Origin of the sequence: Streptomyces sp. NPDC048825 (assembly GCF_043198355.1) — a bacterium.
Lineage (GTDB): Bacteria > Actinomycetota > Actinomycetes > Streptomycetales > Streptomycetaceae > Streptomyces > Streptomyces xiangluensis.
The window spans coordinates 168,740-182,500 of record NZ_JBICUR010000009.1; the positions used below are offsets into that span (position 1 = coordinate 168,740).

The window sequence follows — 13,761 nt, forward strand, 5'->3', positions numbered from 1 at the left end:
CGACATGGCGGCAAAGGGGCGGGTCACGATCCGCGAGGTGGCCGAGCGGGCGGGTGTGTCCGTGGCCACGGTTTCGCGGGTGCTCAGCGGCAACTACCCGGTCCCGTCGGCCACCCGCACCAAGGTGATGCGCGCGGCACGTGCGCTCGACTATGTCGCCAACGCGCACGCCCGCGCCCTGGTCGGCGGCGGCCGCAAGATGGTCGCCGTCGTACTGCGCCAGGTCACCAGCCCCTTCTACGCGCAGGTCGCCGAGGGAGTCGAGGCGGAGGCGGCCGAGCGCGGCTGGCTCTGCCTGGTCGGCGCCACCGCGGGGGATCCACAGCGGGAGATGGACTTCGTGCAGCTCATGCGCGAGGAGGGCGCCCGGCTGGTGATCCTGGTCGGCGGGGTCGTCGAGGACGACGCCTACCGGGAGCGGGTGGCGCACTACGCGCACGCCCTCGACTCGTCCGGAGCGCGGCTCGTGCTGTGCGGGCGGCCCGCGCCCGACCCCGACATCCCCGCGCTGGTCGTCGAGTTCGACAACGAGGCCGGAGCCCGCGCCATCACCGGCCATCTGCTCTCCGCGGGCCACCGCCGCATCGCCTTCCTGGGCGGGCTGCCCGGCAACACGGCCCTCGACGCGCGCGTCGCCGGATACCGCGCCGCGCTCGCCGAGCACGGACTGCCGCCCGAGGCCGCACATGTCGTCGACTGCGGTCTCGGGCGGGCGGCGGGCCACCGTGCGATGACCGAACTTCTCAAGAGCGCAGGGGACACAGGGGAGTTCACCGCAGTGTTCGCCGGAGACGACATGGTCGCCGCCGGCGCCCTGCGGGCCATCGCCGACGCCGGGCTGCGGGTGCCCGACGACATCTCCGTCGTCGGCTACAACGACATCCCGCTCGCCGAGGACTTCAGCCCACCGCTCACCACCGTGCGCACCCCCGCCGAAGAACTCGGCCGGGCCGCCGTGCGCATCGCCCTGCGCGACCCCGAGCACGCCGCGGGCGCCCACCATCTGCTCGGCACCCACATCGTCGTACGCGACAGCGTCTCGCCGCCCCCGCCGGGGCGCGCCCCCAAGTGACGGAGGATCCGCCCCCGTATGACCGCGCCGCATGTGTCGCTTCCCGACCCGACGCACCTTCCCCACCTTCCACAGCTGCCCTCCCCCGACCCCGTCGGCTCGCCCGTCACCGGCTGGACCCGCGCGCACTGGGAGACGATCGCCGACCGCCTTCTGGACGGTCTGCTGCCCTACGCGTCAAGGGAGTTGGCGCACTACCGGCTGCCCGGCCGGGCCAGCCACTCCGGAGACTGGTCGGACGGCCTTGAGGGATACGCGCGCTCATTCCTGCTCGCCGCCTTCCGCATCGCCGGCTCCGGCGGACAGGTCTCCGAGGCCCTGATCGAGCGGTACGTGGCCGGGCTCGCCGCGGGCACCGACCCGGACGGCGCCGACCGCTGGCCGCCCATCACCGACCGGGCGCAGCCGATGGTCGAGGCCGCCTCCATCGCGATCGCCCTGCACGAGAGCCGCCCCTGGATCTGGGACAAGCTCGACGACCCGGTACGCCAGCGCGTGGCCGACTGGCTCGGCGGCTTCGTCGGAGCCCGGGCGAACGACTCCAACTGGCGGCTCTTCCAAGTCATCACGGAGGAGTTCCTCGCCTCCGTGGGCGCCCCGCACAGCCGGGCCGACATCGACGGAGGGCTCGCGCGCCTGGAGGACTGGTACCGGGGCGGGGGCTGGTACACCGACGGGGACGGCCGCAAGTTCGACTACTACAACGCCTGGGCCCTGCACCTGTATCCGGTCCTGTGGGCCCGGATGGCGGGACCGCGCGCGGACCCGGCCCTGGTCACCGCCCACCGCTCCCGCCTGCGTGAATTCCTCGGCGTGTACCAGTACTTCTTCGGCTCCGACGGCGCGCCCGTCCACCAGGGCCGCTCGCTGACGTACCGCTTCGCGACGGTCGCCCCGCTGTGGGCCGGAGCGCTCGCGGACGCCACCCCGCTGCCGCCGGGCCGTACCCGGCGCCTCGCCTCCGGGGCGCTGAAGCACTTCGCGGAGCACCAAGTGCCCGACGAGCGGGGGCTGTTGAGCCTCGGCTGGTACCGGCCCTTTCTCCCGGTCACCCAGCGGTACTCCGGGCCCGCGTCGCCGTACTGGGCGAGCAAGGCGTTCCTCGGGCTGCTGCTGCCCGCCGACCATCCCGTGTGGACGGCGCCCGAGGAGCCCGGCCCGGTGGACACCGCCGACGTGACGCTGGCGCTGCCCGCCCCCGGCTGGCTGCTGCACTCGACGGCGGCGGACGGCATCGTACGGCTGGTCAACCACGGCAGCGACCGCCTTCCCCCGCCTCCGGCCGAGGCCGACGACAGCCCGCACTACGCGAAGCTCGCGTACGCGAGCGCGGCGGCCCCCGACACTCCGCCGGACGATCTTGCTCTCGGCCCCGACAACCACATCGCGCTCCTCACGGCCGACGGCACGGCGGCCTCCCGGCGGGGCCGGATCCATCCCCTCGGCGCGAGCGGACGGCACGCGGCGTCCTGGCACCGCGCCGTCCTCCCGGGCACCGGCGAGGGGCACCGCATCGAGACGACCAGCGTGGTGCACGGTCCCTGGGAGATACGGGTCCATCGCGTCGAAGGGCCGCACGGAGCGGTCGTACGCGAAGGGGGGTGGGCCGTGGCCGACGACAGCGGTCCGCCGGAGGAGGCGACGGGGGACGGCTGGGCGCTGGCGCGACGGCCGGGGGACGGGCTGACGAGCGCGATCGTCGCGCTGCGCGGCTGGGAGGCGGCCGAAGGCGCGGTTGCTCAGGCCCGGGGCGCCAACGCCTATGGCGAGTACTCGGCCACCCCTTGTCTCCGGCTGCCCGCCCACCCGGGCCGCACCCACCTCCTCGTCACCCTCCTCCTCCTCAGCGCTGACCCCGAATTTCCCTGTGATCCAGGGGAGTTGAGGGCACGGGCGGACACCCGGGTCACTCCTGAGGGCGGGGTCCTGGTCCGCTTTCCGGACGGCACTCAGGAGGAAGTTCCGCAAGCGGCGGGAAGCGGCTGAGGAGTCCCGAGACGCGCAACAGCCGGTGGATGCGGGGTTGATCGGAGACGAGCCGAAGGATGCCGCCGCGCTCCTTCGCGCGGCGCTCGGCCCGGCACAGCGCCCGCAGGCCCGAGCAGTCGAGGAAGTCGACGAACCGCAGGTCCACCAGGACCTGCGGCACGGGACGGGAGGTGGCGGCGTCCAAGTGCTCGGTCAGGTCGTCGGTCGCCGCCATGTCGATCTCGCCGCGCACCACGACCACGGTGAACGGACCGCTCACCCGGCTGTGGGCGTACGCATTCACCGCGGGGAGACCGGAGTAGTGCGCCGCACTGCCCTCGGGCAGTGCGGCGGCTCGGTCATCGGCTTCCGGCGGCATGTTCGGCTCCACCTCGTGCAGGGGAGGGCGCACTTGATCCAGGCAGCTACCCCGGTGGGCCAGGAGCCATCCCCGCCACGCCGACCGTAAGATCCAATCTCACTCGAACTGATGAATCTCGGGCGTGACCATTGACTTTGAGGGTCAGGGTACAGGCCGCCCGCGGATCGTGCCCCCAGCGGAACCCTGTGCACTTAATGCATATGATGTGCAGGTGCGTGACTACTGCATAAGAACGGCCGCCCCCGACGACCTGGACGGCGCGCGGTCCGTCATGCTCGACACCGTCTACCGCGACTTCGGCACCGGGTACGTACCGCGGTGGCATCGCGACATCGTCGACCTCGAGCACGCCTATGTCGCACCCGCCCGGCACACCCTGCTCGTCGCGGTCGACGAGCGGGACGGCACGGTCGTCGCGACCGGCGCGCTCGACTCCCGCGGACCGGCCCATCCGCCCAACCCGCGTCATCTCGCCGAGCGTTACCCCTCGGGAGAGACCGCCCAGCTGCGCCGTGTGTACGTACGTCCCGAGCACCGACGACGGGGCCTGGCCCGGCAGTTGGTGGACGAGCTGCTGAACTTCGCGGCGAAGGACGGCAGTTACCGCGCCGTCTATCTGCACACGGACCCGTCGGTGCCGGGCGCCGAGGCGTTCTGGCGGTCGCGCGGCAAGGCGCTGCTCGACGAGCGCGCGGAACCCGGCGGCGGCAAGAGCGTCATGCACTTCGAGGTCCCGCTGCTCTGACGGACCCGCCGTGCGCACTCGCCGGTATCCCACGACGAAGCTCCACGAAGCCCCACCAAGAAAGAGACCATGCGCTCTCCGTCTCGCCGTCGGTTCCTCGCCGGCCTGCTGCTCACTCCGCTGCTCACCGGCTGCTTCGCTTCCGGGGGCGGGGCAGCCTCCGACACCTCGGACGGCTCCCGGCTGCGGGTCGCGCTCGCCTTCCCGCCCGCCGAGAACTACTCCCCGTACGGCGCCGACGCCACCCTCCTCAGCCGTCTCGGCGTCACCGAGGGGCTGACCCACCTCGACGCCAACGGCGCGGCCGTCCCGGCACTCGCCGAGTCGTGGAGCCGTGAGAACGACCGAAGCTGGCTGTTCACCCTGCGCGAGGCCACCTTCCAGGACGGCACAGAGGTCACCCCGAAGGCCGTCGCCACCTCCCTCACCCATGCCACCCGTGCCAAGCCCGTGACCGCCGCGCTGTCCGGGGTCGAGCTGACCGCCGAGGCCGCGGACGGCGGACGGGTACGAGTGACCACCGCCGACCCGGATCCCGTACTGCCACTGCGTCTGTCGAGCCCCGGCCTGGCCGTGCTGTCGGCCAAGGCGTATGCGAAGAAGGACGCCGTCAGTCCGGTCGGCACCGCCACCGGGCCCTTCGAGCTCACCAAGGTCACCGGCACCACCGCGGCCACCCTGGACCGTTTCGACGACTACTGGGGCGGCCGGACGCAGGCCTCCGGGATCGACGCGAAGTTCATCGCCGACGGCACGGCCCGTACCAACGCGCTGCGCACCGGCGAGACCGACATCGCCGAGGCCGTCCCGGTCTCGCAGGCCGCCTCGCTGGACAAGGCGACCCGCCGCGACACGGCCACCACCCGCACCACGAGCCTGTTGCTCAACACCAAGTCCGGCCCCTTCAAGGACCCGAAGGTCCGGGCCGCCGCCCGCGAGGCGATCGACACCTCCGCCTTCGCCAAGGGCGTGTACGAGGGGTACGCCGATCCCGGCGCCGGAATCTATGGGCCCGCCCTGACATGGGCGGCCGAAAAGCAGCTGAAGCCCTCCGGCCGGGCCGGCGCAGGGGGCGCGGACGGGACTTCGGTCACCGTGGCGACATACGACAACCGGCCCGAACTGCCCGAGGCCGCCCAGGTGCTCAAGCAGCAGCTCGAACGAGCCGGATTCAAGGTCGAGTTGGAGGTGCGCGAGTACTCCCGGCTCGAAAGCGACGCCCTGGCAGGGAAGTTCGACGCGGTCGTCTCCGCGCGCAACACCATGCTCGACACCGGCGACCCCGTCTCCATCCTCGCCAGCGACTACACCTGCGACGGCAGTTACAACCTGGCCCTGCTGTGCGACAAGACGGTCGACAAGGCCGTCGCCACGGCCGAGTCGATCACCGACACCGCCGAGCGGCGGGACGCGTCGATGGCCGCGGAGGCGGCGGTCCTCGGCACCGACGCGATGGTGCCGCTCGTCCATCAGCGGATCATCACCGGAGTGGGCGCCGAGGTGAGCGGTGTGCAGCTCGACCCGTACGAGCGCGCTCTCGTCGGCGTCGGGACGCGGCGCTGACGTGACTGTCGTACGGGGGCTCGTGCCGCTGTGGCGTGCCGTACTCGTCGGCTCGCTGCTGTGCGGGGTCGGGCTGCTGCCGTGGCTGTCGCGCACCGATCCGGCGCTCACCGTGCTCAAGGCGCGGTCCGCGGAACGCGACCCCACGCCCGAGGCGCTGGAGGCCGTTCGCTCCCAACTCGGCCTGGACGCAGGCCCGTTGCAGCTGCTCGGGACCTGGCTCGGCGGGCTGCTGCGCGGTGACGCGGGCCGGTCGTGGATCTCCGGAGAGGAGGTCACGCCGGCGGTCCTGCAGGCGCTGGGGGTCTCGCTGCTGCTGATGGCCGGGGCGCTGGCCGTCGCGGTGGTCACGGCGGGTGCGGTGTGCGCGCGGACGCTGAAGCTCGGGGCGCGGCGAGAACTCGCCGGGCGTCCGTCGGCAGGTACCGGCTCGGCGTTCCTGTCCACGCTGCCCGACTTCTTGACCGCGTCCGTGCTGGCCGCCGTCGTCGGCGTACAGCTCGGCTGGCTGCCCGCGCTCGGCTGGTACGGGCCCCAGTGGATGGTGCTGCCCGCGCTGTCGCTGGGCCTGCCCGCGGGCGCGCTGCTCGGGCGGCTGCTCGGCGACATGCTGCCGGGGGCCTTCGCCGAACCCTGGGCGCTGGCGGCCGCCGCCCGCGGAGTCCGCGGCCGCAGCATCGCCCGGCAGGCGCTGCGCCGCTGTGTGCCCGGACTGCTGCCGAACGTCGGCCTGTTCGTCGTCGGTCTGACCGGCGGTGCGGTCGCCGTGGAGCAGATCTTCGACATCCCCGGGCTCGGACGGCTGAGCCTGCAGACCGCGGTGGCGCAGGACCTGCCCGTACTCCAGGCCGGAACGCTCGCCCTGGTCCTGCTCGCGGCGGCAGCCGGAGGCCTCGCCCGGCTCGCGGCACGGCTGCTCGTCGGACCCGCCCTGCGCGACGGCGCGCTCTCCTCGCTGCACCGCCCGGCGCCGCCGCGTCCCACGACACTGCCCCTCCTCCACAGCGCCCTGCTCTTCGCCGTCATCGCGCTCGGCCTGACTCGGGACCCACTGGAGCTGGACACCACGGCACGGCTCCAACCGCCGTCCTGGGCCCACCCCTTCGGCACGGACGCGCTCGGCCGCGACGTGCTGGCCCGGGTCGGGCACGGTGCGCTGGACACGCTGGCCCTGGCCATCGCGGTGAGCGCGGCGGCGCTGGTGGTGGGGGTCGTACTGGGGCTGCTGCCGCGTTTGTCCGGACCGCTGCTGGACACGGTCAACGCCATACCGCCGGTCCTCGCGGGACTCCTGGTCGCCTCGGTCGCGGGGAGCGGGCGCTGGACGCCGGCCCTCGCCGTGACCGCCGTCGCCTGGGCGCCGCTGGCCGCCCACACCTCGGCACTGCTCCAACAGGAGCGCGCCACCACCCACTTGACGGCGACCCGAGGGCTCGGCGCCGGCCCGTCCTACCTCCTCCGCCACGAACTCCTCCCCGCTGTCCTGCCCCCGGTCGTACGCCACGCACTCCTGCGCCTGCCGGGCGTGGCCCTCGCCCTCGCGGCCCTAGGCTTCCTCGGTCTGGGAGCCCAACCACCGTCCCCCGAATGGGGGTTGCTGCTCGCCGAGAACCAGCCGTACGTCGAACGCGCCCCGTGGGCCGTCCTGGCCCCGGCCGCCGTGCTCGCCCTGCTGGGCGCGGTGGCAGTGACGGCCGGGGGAGGGGTGCGGTGGCCCTGGGGACCGCGACGCCGACGCCGACGTTTCGCGAAGCCCGTCGCCGCACAGCCGCCGACCACCCTCGCCGTCCCCCGGTCCGCGCCCGCTGCACAGCAGCCCGCCACCACCGCAACCAAGGAGTCCCGATGACCCGGCAGCCGACCGAGGAGGCCAAGGCGGCGGACCCGGAGACCGGTGCCGGTGCTTCGCGCCTGCGCACCTGGAGCCGGCTGAACCCGTTGCTGCGCCTGCTGATCCTCACTCAACTCGCCTTCAACGTCGGCTTCTACGCCGTTCTGCCCTTCCTCGCCGAACACCTGGGCACCGCGATCGGCATGGCGGGCTGGATGGTCGGACTCGTCCTGGGCCTGAGGACCTTCAGCCAGCAGGGCCTGTTCGTGGTGGGCGGCGCGCTGGCCGACCGCTATGGCGTACGGCCCGTGGTGCTCGCCGGCTGTGCCCTGCGCATCGCCGGGTTCGCCTGGCTCGGGTACGCGGACCGGACCTGGGCGGTCATCGGGGCCGTCCTGCTGATCGGATTCGCCGCCGCGTTGTTCTCCCCGGCCGTCGAGTCGGAGGTCGCCCGCCAGGCCGTGGTGTGGGAGGAGACGGGCGGTGGACCCCGTACGGGCGTGCTCGCGCTGTTCACCGTGGCCGGACAGGCCGGAGCGTTCGTCGGGCCGTTCCTCGGTGCGCTGCTGCTCGCGGTGGACTTCCGGGTGGCGTGCCTCGCGGGAGCGGGCGTCTTCGTCCTCGTCCTGGCCGGGCATCTCCGGCTGCTGCCGCAGCACATCCCGGGGCGGCAACGGGTCGCGGTCAAGGGCGGAGCCCGCGTGCTGGTGGGCAACCGCCGCTTCCTGGCGCTGTGTTGTGCGTACGGCGCCTACCTGCTGGCGTACAACCAGCTGTATCTGATCCTCCCCGACGAGGTGGAGCGGGCGGCGGGCTCGCAGGCGCCGCTGGCGTGGCTGTTCGCGCTGTCCTCGCTGCTCGTCGTGACCGCCCAACTGCCCCTCACCCGCTGGGCCGGGGACCGGCTCGACCTGCGCCGGTCCATGGCCGCGGGGTTGTTGCTGATCGCCGCAGGGTTCGCGGTGGTGGCCGCGGCGCGGCCCGCCGGGTGGACGGGCAACGCCGGGCTGCTGCCCGCGGCGGGCTTCGTCGTGCTGCTCACGCTCGGCCAGATGCTCGTCGCGCCCGCCGCCCGCGCCTGGGTGCCGGATCTCGCCGAGGACGGCCGCCTCGGCCTCTACATGGGCGCCCTGTCCTCCGTATCCGGCCTGATCGTCCTGATCGGCAGCGCGGGCACCGGCTCACTGCTCGACGTGGGCCTGCCACCCGCCGTGCCCTGGCTGGTTCTCGCCGCGATCCCCGTTGCGTCCGTCGCCCTGCTGCCTCGTCACTCGCAGTCGTCGTAGGGCCCGAAGTTCAGCGGAACTGAAGTCTTTTCACGGTGACCTTCGGACGGTGGCGGGGCCTGGAGGGGATAGCGGAAGTTCGTCAAGACGCACGCCGGGCGGTTCTCAGAAGAGCGGCCAGTTGCGTAGGGCGGCGTCGGCCATCTCCTGGAGTTCATCGCGGCCGACACCGCTCGCGGCTTGTACGGCGATGCCGTAGGCGAAGGTGGTGACGTAGCGGGCCAGTAGCCCCGGATCGGTCTGCGGAGGCAGGTCGCCGTCGTCGACGGCGCGCTGGAACCGCTCTCGGATGCAGGAGTAGCCGTTGTCGCGCCAGGCGACCAGGAGGTCACGGACTTCCTGCCCGGAGTCGCTGGTGGTCAGGGCGCCCTGGACGCCCAGGCACCCGTGGGGATGGGCCGGGCGGGTGGTGGTCCGAACGGTGCCGGCCAGGATCGCGGTGGCGACGCCGAGGGCGGTCGGCTCCTCCAGAGCCCGGGGCAGGTATGCGCTCGGGCCTTCGGTGTAGCGCTCCAGAACCTTGCAGAACAGCTTTTCCTTGTTGCCGAAGGCTGCGTACATGCTGGTGGTGGAGATGCCCATCGCCTTCGTCAGGCAGGCCGTGCTGGCCCCCTCGTAGCCGTGCTCCCAGAAGACCAGCATGGCGCGCTCGAGAGCTTCGTCGGCGTCGAATCCTCGCGGTCGGCCGATGGGGCCGTTCTGTTTGATCTCCACCCCCGCAGCCTACCTCTTCTGCAGCGATCGCTGCAGAAGTGCTAACGTTCGACTTCCGCAGCGATCGCTACAGAAGTCGAAGGAGCTACTCACGTGGGATTACTTGAGGGAAAGACCGCTCTCGTCACCGGGGGCAGCGCCGGAATCGGCCTGGCCAGTGCCATCCGGCTGGCGGCCGAGGGCGCACACGTGTTCATCACCGGCCGACGCAAGACCGAACTCGACGCGGCCGTCGAGGTGATCGGTTCAGCGGCTACCGCGGTGACCGGTGACATCTCGAACCTGGCCGACCTGGACCGGCTCTACGAGACGATCCGTAGCCGGGGACGAGGCCTGGACGTGCTGTTTGCGAATGCCTCCGTCGCCTCGCTCGTGCCGCTTGAGCAGGTCACCGAGGAGCACTTCGACACCCTCTTCGGTATCAACGTCCGGGGCACGCTGTTCACCGTTCAGAAGGCGCTGCCCCTGCTCAACGACGGCGCCTCGGTCATCTTGAACGGCTCTACCAACGTGGACGTCGGCGATGAAGCGCTCGGCGTGTACGCGGCGACCAAGGCCGCCACCCGATCGTTCTCCCGGACCTGGGCCAACGAACTCAAGGGACGCGGCATCCGGGTCAACACCATCACGCCCGGCCCGACCGATACTCCTGCACTGTCGGCGCTCACTCCCGCCCCGGAGCACTTCAAGCAGCAACTGGCTACGCGTGTGCCGCTGGGCCGGCTCGGGCGCCCGGAGGAGGTCGCCGCCGCCGTGACCTTCCTCGCCTCCGAGCAGAGCAGCTTCATCACCGGTTCGAGCTTGTACGTCGACGGCGGCCTGAACCAGATCTGAGTTCCACGACCGTCACATCCGGCGAGGACGGCGGCGCTCGGCCGGCCAGTTCGGGCGACGTATATCTAGAGGAGACGCATGACCGTCACACTGATCACTGGGGCCAACAAGGGCATCGGTTTCGAGACAGCCAAACAACTTCTGGAGTTGGGCCACGTTGTCTACATCGGCGCGCGTGACGTCGAGCGAGGTGTAAAGGCTGCGGCAGCGCTTGGCGCACGATTCGTGCAGCTCGACGTGACCGACGACGCGTCGGTGAGCAGCGCGCTGGCGACAATTGACTCGGCTGAGGGCCGGCTCGACGTTCTTGTGAACAACGCGGGCATCCTCGGGAACGAATTCCTCGACGGTCCCACGGCACTGCGAATTTTCGACACCAACGCGGTGGGAGTCGTGCGGGTCACGGAGGCGGCACTTCCCCTACTGCGCAAATCATCGAACCCTGCCGTGGTTACCGTTTCGAGCAGCCTCGGGTCATTTTGGGCAGTGAACAACCCCGACCGGCCGGAGTTCAACGTGCCGCTTGCGCTCTACTCTGCGTCCAAGTCAGCAGCGACCATGCTGACGGTCCAGTACGCCAAGTCCCAGCCGGGCATCAAGTTCAATGCACTTGAGCCCGGCACCACCGCCACCGATATGACCGCGGCCTTCGGAATCGGAAGGCCAGTGGAAGAGAGCGCCAGAACTGTCGTGCGTCTGGCAACTCTCGACGCGGACGGTCCGACAGGGACTTTCCAAGACGAAACCGGGGAATTGCCCTGGTAGGCGTGTAGGAACGATCGAGGGGTGGCACGACTGCGCCGCCCCTCGATCGCCGGGTGTCAGTAGCCGACCTGGAAGGTCGCGTCGGCCCGTTCACTCGCCGTCGAGACGGGATCGATCCGCAGGACGTACCCGGAGTGCCTGATGTAGCGCGTCGGGAAGTTGTGCGAGCGGAACGACGCCCAGGTGGAGTCGGCCAGGCCGGCGGTCCGGTGGAACGTCGCGTCCTGCGCGAACGCCGTCGTGCCGTCGTTCACGTCGAGGCGCAGGTTGTAGCTGTAGTGCCGCAGGTAGCGGGTGGGGTGGCTGACCGACTGGAAGGACACCCCCGCTGAGTCCGCCAGGCCCGGCACCAGCTTCCACTGGGAGTCGGCGTACGGGTCGATCGGGTACGGGTCGATCCTGCCGACGTAACCGCTGTGCCGGACGTAACGGGCCGGATAGTTGTACGACTTGAGCCTGTTCCAGGCCGGTGCCCCGTAGCGCGCGACGAGGTTGTCGTACTCGGCTCCCGTGATCGCCGCGGTCGTGCCGTGCTTGGAGTTGAGGGGTTGCGTGTAGAGCCGCTGGTCCACGGGGGTCCACGTGCCGGAGGCCAGGTTGCTCGTCTGCCAGGCGTAGAAGACGCCGTTGGGCGTGTAGGTGTCGCCCCACAGGTACCAGGTGCTGGACGTGTGGGCCTTCACCAGGATCGGCGCCTCTGTGCCGCCGTGCGCGACCGGCGTACTGAACTTGGTGAAGCTGCCGGGGTTGAGGGAGGTGGACCGCGCCCCCACCAGCGTCTGGTTCTCCTTGTAGTAGAGGTAGTTGACGCCGTTCACGCCCACGGCCAGGTTGCCGTCGATGACGTCGTACCCGGGGTCGAAGAAGACTTGTGGGCTGGCGCTCGTCCGGAAGTCGGTCGTGTAGCTGACCATGATCACGTTGTGGCCGCTGCTGTTCACCGAGGAGTAGAGGATCCCGTACCGGCCGCGTGAGGCGTCCCAGTACGCCTCCGGCGCCCAGCTGTGGGTGTTGGTCATGTCGTGCAGCTTCAGCAGCCGGTAGCCGGTGAAGGTGCGCAGGTCCGTGGAGTCCCAGACATGGATGTTGACGCTGGTACGGCTCCAGTCGGTGCCCTGGAGGTCGGTCGCCAGGACGACGAAGGTGCCGTCCTGCTTGCGCATGATGAACGGGTCGCGCAGGCCGAGGGCGCCTTGGGTGGGGGTCGCCACCGGGTTGTTCTGGTTCAGCGGCAGCCACTGGAGGCCGTCGGTGCTGACGGCGAGGTGGAGGCCGTAGTCGGTGCCCGCGCCGAGGTTGGTCGACTCGGTGAAGTACCCCATCACGTACGACGGCCCGGTCGCCGCGCTCGCGCTCCCGGCGCCGAGGCTGAGAGCGCCGGTCATGGCCACCGGGACGGTGGCGGCCATGCCGAGGAAGAGCCGGCGGGAGGGCCCGCCCGCGTCCGAGGGTCTGTTCACGTCAGGCTCCATTTCAAGGCAAGGGAGGTGTGGTCGAAATGTCGAACATGGATCGGCAATCCGAACGAGCGAGCGCGCCGAACGTAGAGCCGTGTGAGGAGGAAGTCAACGGATGGGGCAGGGATGGCTGTTGTGGCCCCGCATGCTGTTTCGATCTCGGGCCATTTGCTCTGGACCATGTATGCCTTGACTGGCATATAACTGTAGAGGCATATTGAATCCATGTCCGATGCGTCCCTGTGGACCGCACTCGCCGACCCGCACCGGCGGGTCATCGTCGGTCTGCTCCTGGAGCGTCCGCGGCCCGTCGGTGAGATCGCCGACGCCTGCGGTCTGAGTCAGCCCAGTACGTCCAAGCACCTCAAGGTGCTGCGCGAGGCGGGCCTGGTGCGCGTACGGCAGGACGCGCAGCGCCGGGTCTACACCCTCGATCCGGCGCCGATCGCGGAACTGGACGCCTGGCTGGCGCCGTACCGCAAACTGTGGAACGACAGCCTCGACGCGCTCGGGCGCCGCCTGGACGAGACGGCGGCGACAGCAGCGACGATGGGGGAGTCGTCGGACGAGGACAACCGAGCCCACGACCCGAAGGACTGAGTCACCATGTCCGTCGAACTCACCGGCACCTACCTCACTCTGGACGACGGCCGCTCGGCCGTCCGCTTCACCCGCGTCTACGGCCACCCCATCGATCGCGTCTGGCAGTTCGTGACCGACACCGACGAACTGGCCCACTGGTTCCCGTCCCGCGCCGAGATCGAACTGCGCGTCGGCGGCACGATCAAGTTCAGCGATGACCCGAACACGGTGGACACGATGGGCCAGGTGCTCGCCGTCGACGCGCCCCGGCACCTCTCCTTCAGCTGGGGAGGCGACGAACTCCACTTCGACCTCGAGGAGTTGGACGAGAAGCGCACCCGCTTCACGCTCACCAACGTGCTGGTGGAGGAGAACACGGCTGCCCGTAACGGCGCGGGCTGGGAGGTGTGCCTCATGGCCCTCGACGTATGGGCCCGCGGCGAGCGGTTCGCGGGGCCGCACGCCGGTGACACTCCGCAGTGGCACGAGTTCTACCGCGGCTACGTCGGTGCCGGAGCCCCGTCGGGCGCACCGGTACCCGGCATGGACGACGCGAGCTGAC

At 70.9% G+C, this 13,761-nt stretch carries 13 protein-coding genes; 10 read left to right on the forward strand and 3 right to left on the reverse strand.

The features are described 5' to 3' along the window. Positions 1-4: 4 nt before the first annotated feature. Both ACGFNK_RS22760 and ACGFNK_RS22765 read left to right on the forward strand, forming a co-directional pair. Positions 5-1,072, forward strand: a complete 1,068-nt coding sequence (locus ACGFNK_RS22760; RefSeq protein WP_393418527.1) for a LacI family DNA-binding transcriptional regulator — start codon at positions 5-7, stop codon at positions 1,070-1,072. Positions 1,073-1,090: 18 nt separating this feature from the next. Next, a complete protein-coding gene (locus ACGFNK_RS22765) occupies positions 1,091-3,058 on the forward strand; it encodes a DUF2264 domain-containing protein (RefSeq protein WP_393418529.1) in 1,968 nt (655 codons plus the stop codon). Here the strand turns inward: ACGFNK_RS22765 and ACGFNK_RS22770 are convergent. Continuing rightward, positions 2,979-3,419, reverse strand: a complete 441-nt coding sequence (locus ACGFNK_RS22770) for an STAS domain-containing protein (protein ID WP_393418531.1) — start codon at positions 3,417-3,419, stop codon at positions 2,979-2,981. The genes ACGFNK_RS22765 and ACGFNK_RS22770 overlap by 80 nt on opposite strands. 214 nt (positions 3,420-3,633) lie before the next feature. Between ACGFNK_RS22770 and ACGFNK_RS22775 the strand changes: the two genes are divergently transcribed. The 4 genes from ACGFNK_RS22775 (at position 3,634) to ACGFNK_RS22790 (ending at position 8,847) form a co-directional block, all read left to right on the forward strand. Continuing rightward, positions 3,634-4,167, forward strand: coding sequence for a GNAT family N-acetyltransferase (locus ACGFNK_RS22775; RefSeq protein WP_393418533.1), 534 nt, complete (start codon positions 3,634-3,636; stop codon positions 4,165-4,167). A 69-nt stretch (positions 4,168-4,236) separates the two neighbouring features. Further along, positions 4,237-5,730, forward strand: a complete 1,494-nt coding sequence (locus ACGFNK_RS22780; RefSeq protein ID WP_393418535.1) for an ABC transporter substrate-binding protein — start codon at positions 4,237-4,239, stop codon at positions 5,728-5,730. A 1-nt stretch (position 5,731) separates the two neighbouring features. After that, complete coding sequence (locus tag ACGFNK_RS22785) at positions 5,732-7,579, forward strand: ABC transporter permease subunit (protein ID WP_393418537.1); 1,848 nt, start codon at positions 5,732-5,734, stop codon at positions 7,577-7,579. Beyond that, a complete protein-coding gene (locus ACGFNK_RS22790) occupies positions 7,576-8,847 on the forward strand; it encodes an MDR family MFS transporter (protein WP_393418539.1) in 1,272 nt (423 codons plus the stop codon). The genes ACGFNK_RS22785 and ACGFNK_RS22790 overlap by 4 nt, the downstream gene beginning before the upstream one ends. Before the next feature lie 105 nt (positions 8,848-8,952). Here ACGFNK_RS22790 and ACGFNK_RS22795 read toward each other — a convergent pair whose 3' ends face one another. Then, the gene (locus ACGFNK_RS22795; protein WP_393418541.1) at positions 8,953-9,561 is read right to left on the reverse strand and encodes a TetR/AcrR family transcriptional regulator; all 609 of its coding nucleotides are present in this window, start codon (positions 9,559-9,561) and stop codon (positions 8,953-8,955) included. Positions 9,562-9,654: 93 nt separating this feature from the next. Here ACGFNK_RS22795 and ACGFNK_RS22800 point away from each other — a divergent pair, with 93 nt between their 5' ends. Both ACGFNK_RS22800 and ACGFNK_RS22805 read left to right on the forward strand, forming a co-directional pair. Next, a complete protein-coding gene (locus ACGFNK_RS22800; RefSeq protein WP_393418543.1) occupies positions 9,655-10,395 on the forward strand; it encodes an SDR family NAD(P)-dependent oxidoreductase in 741 nt (246 codons plus the stop codon). Positions 10,396-10,473: 78 nt separating this feature from the next. Next, on the forward strand, positions 10,474-11,160 hold the full coding sequence (locus ACGFNK_RS22805; protein ID WP_393418544.1) for an SDR family NAD(P)-dependent oxidoreductase: 687 nt from the start codon (positions 10,474-10,476) through the stop codon (positions 11,158-11,160). A gap of 56 nt (positions 11,161-11,216) precedes the next feature. On the opposite strand, the gene ACGFNK_RS22810 is transcribed toward ACGFNK_RS22805, so the two are convergent. Beyond that, complete coding sequence (locus ACGFNK_RS22810) at positions 11,217-12,632, reverse strand: glycoside hydrolase family 43 protein (RefSeq protein ID WP_393418546.1); 1,416 nt, start codon at positions 12,630-12,632, stop codon at positions 11,217-11,219. Between the two features lie 210 nt (positions 12,633-12,842). On the opposite strand from ACGFNK_RS22810, the gene ACGFNK_RS22815 reads away from it, so the two are divergent. After that, positions 12,843-13,217, forward strand: coding sequence for an ArsR/SmtB family transcription factor (locus ACGFNK_RS22815; RefSeq protein WP_393418548.1), 375 nt, complete (start codon positions 12,843-12,845; stop codon positions 13,215-13,217). A 6-nt stretch (positions 13,218-13,223) separates the two neighbouring features. Beyond that, positions 13,224-13,760: an SRPBCC family protein gene (locus ACGFNK_RS22820; protein ID WP_393418550.1), complete on the forward strand. Its 537-nt coding sequence runs from the start codon at positions 13,224-13,226 to the stop codon at positions 13,758-13,760. Position 13,761 lies beyond the last annotated feature (1 nt).

What these genes read in the sequence shown, in the direction of transcription:
- ACGFNK_RS22760 (WP_393418527.1), top strand. Translation starts at nt 5, where the DNA reads ATGGCGGCAAAGGGGCGGGTCACGATCCGCGAGGTGGCCGAGCGGGCG.
- ACGFNK_RS22765 (WP_393418529.1), top strand. Translation starts at nt 1,091, where the DNA reads ATGACCGCGCCGCATGTGTCGCTTCCCGACCCGACGCACCTTCCCCAC.
- ACGFNK_RS22770 (WP_393418531.1), bottom strand. Translation starts at nt 3,419, where the DNA reads ATGCCGCCGGAAGCCGATGACCGAGCCGCCGCACTGCCCGAGGGCAGT.
- ACGFNK_RS22780 (WP_393418535.1), top strand. Translation starts at nt 4,237, where the DNA reads ATGCGCTCTCCGTCTCGCCGTCGGTTCCTCGCCGGCCTGCTGCTCACT.
- ACGFNK_RS22790 (WP_393418539.1), top strand. Translation starts at nt 7,576, where the DNA reads ATGACCCGGCAGCCGACCGAGGAGGCCAAGGCGGCGGACCCGGAGACC.
- ACGFNK_RS22805 (WP_393418544.1), top strand. Translation starts at nt 10,474, where the DNA reads ATGACCGTCACACTGATCACTGGGGCCAACAAGGGCATCGGTTTCGAG.
- ACGFNK_RS22810 (WP_393418546.1), bottom strand. Translation starts at nt 12,632, where the DNA reads ATGGAGCCTGACGTGAACAGACCCTCGGACGCGGGCGGGCCCTCCCGC.
- ACGFNK_RS22815 (WP_393418548.1), top strand. Translation starts at nt 12,843, where the DNA reads ATGTCCGATGCGTCCCTGTGGACCGCACTCGCCGACCCGCACCGGCGG.
- ACGFNK_RS22820 (WP_393418550.1), top strand. Translation starts at nt 13,224, where the DNA reads ATGTCCGTCGAACTCACCGGCACCTACCTCACTCTGGACGACGGCCGC.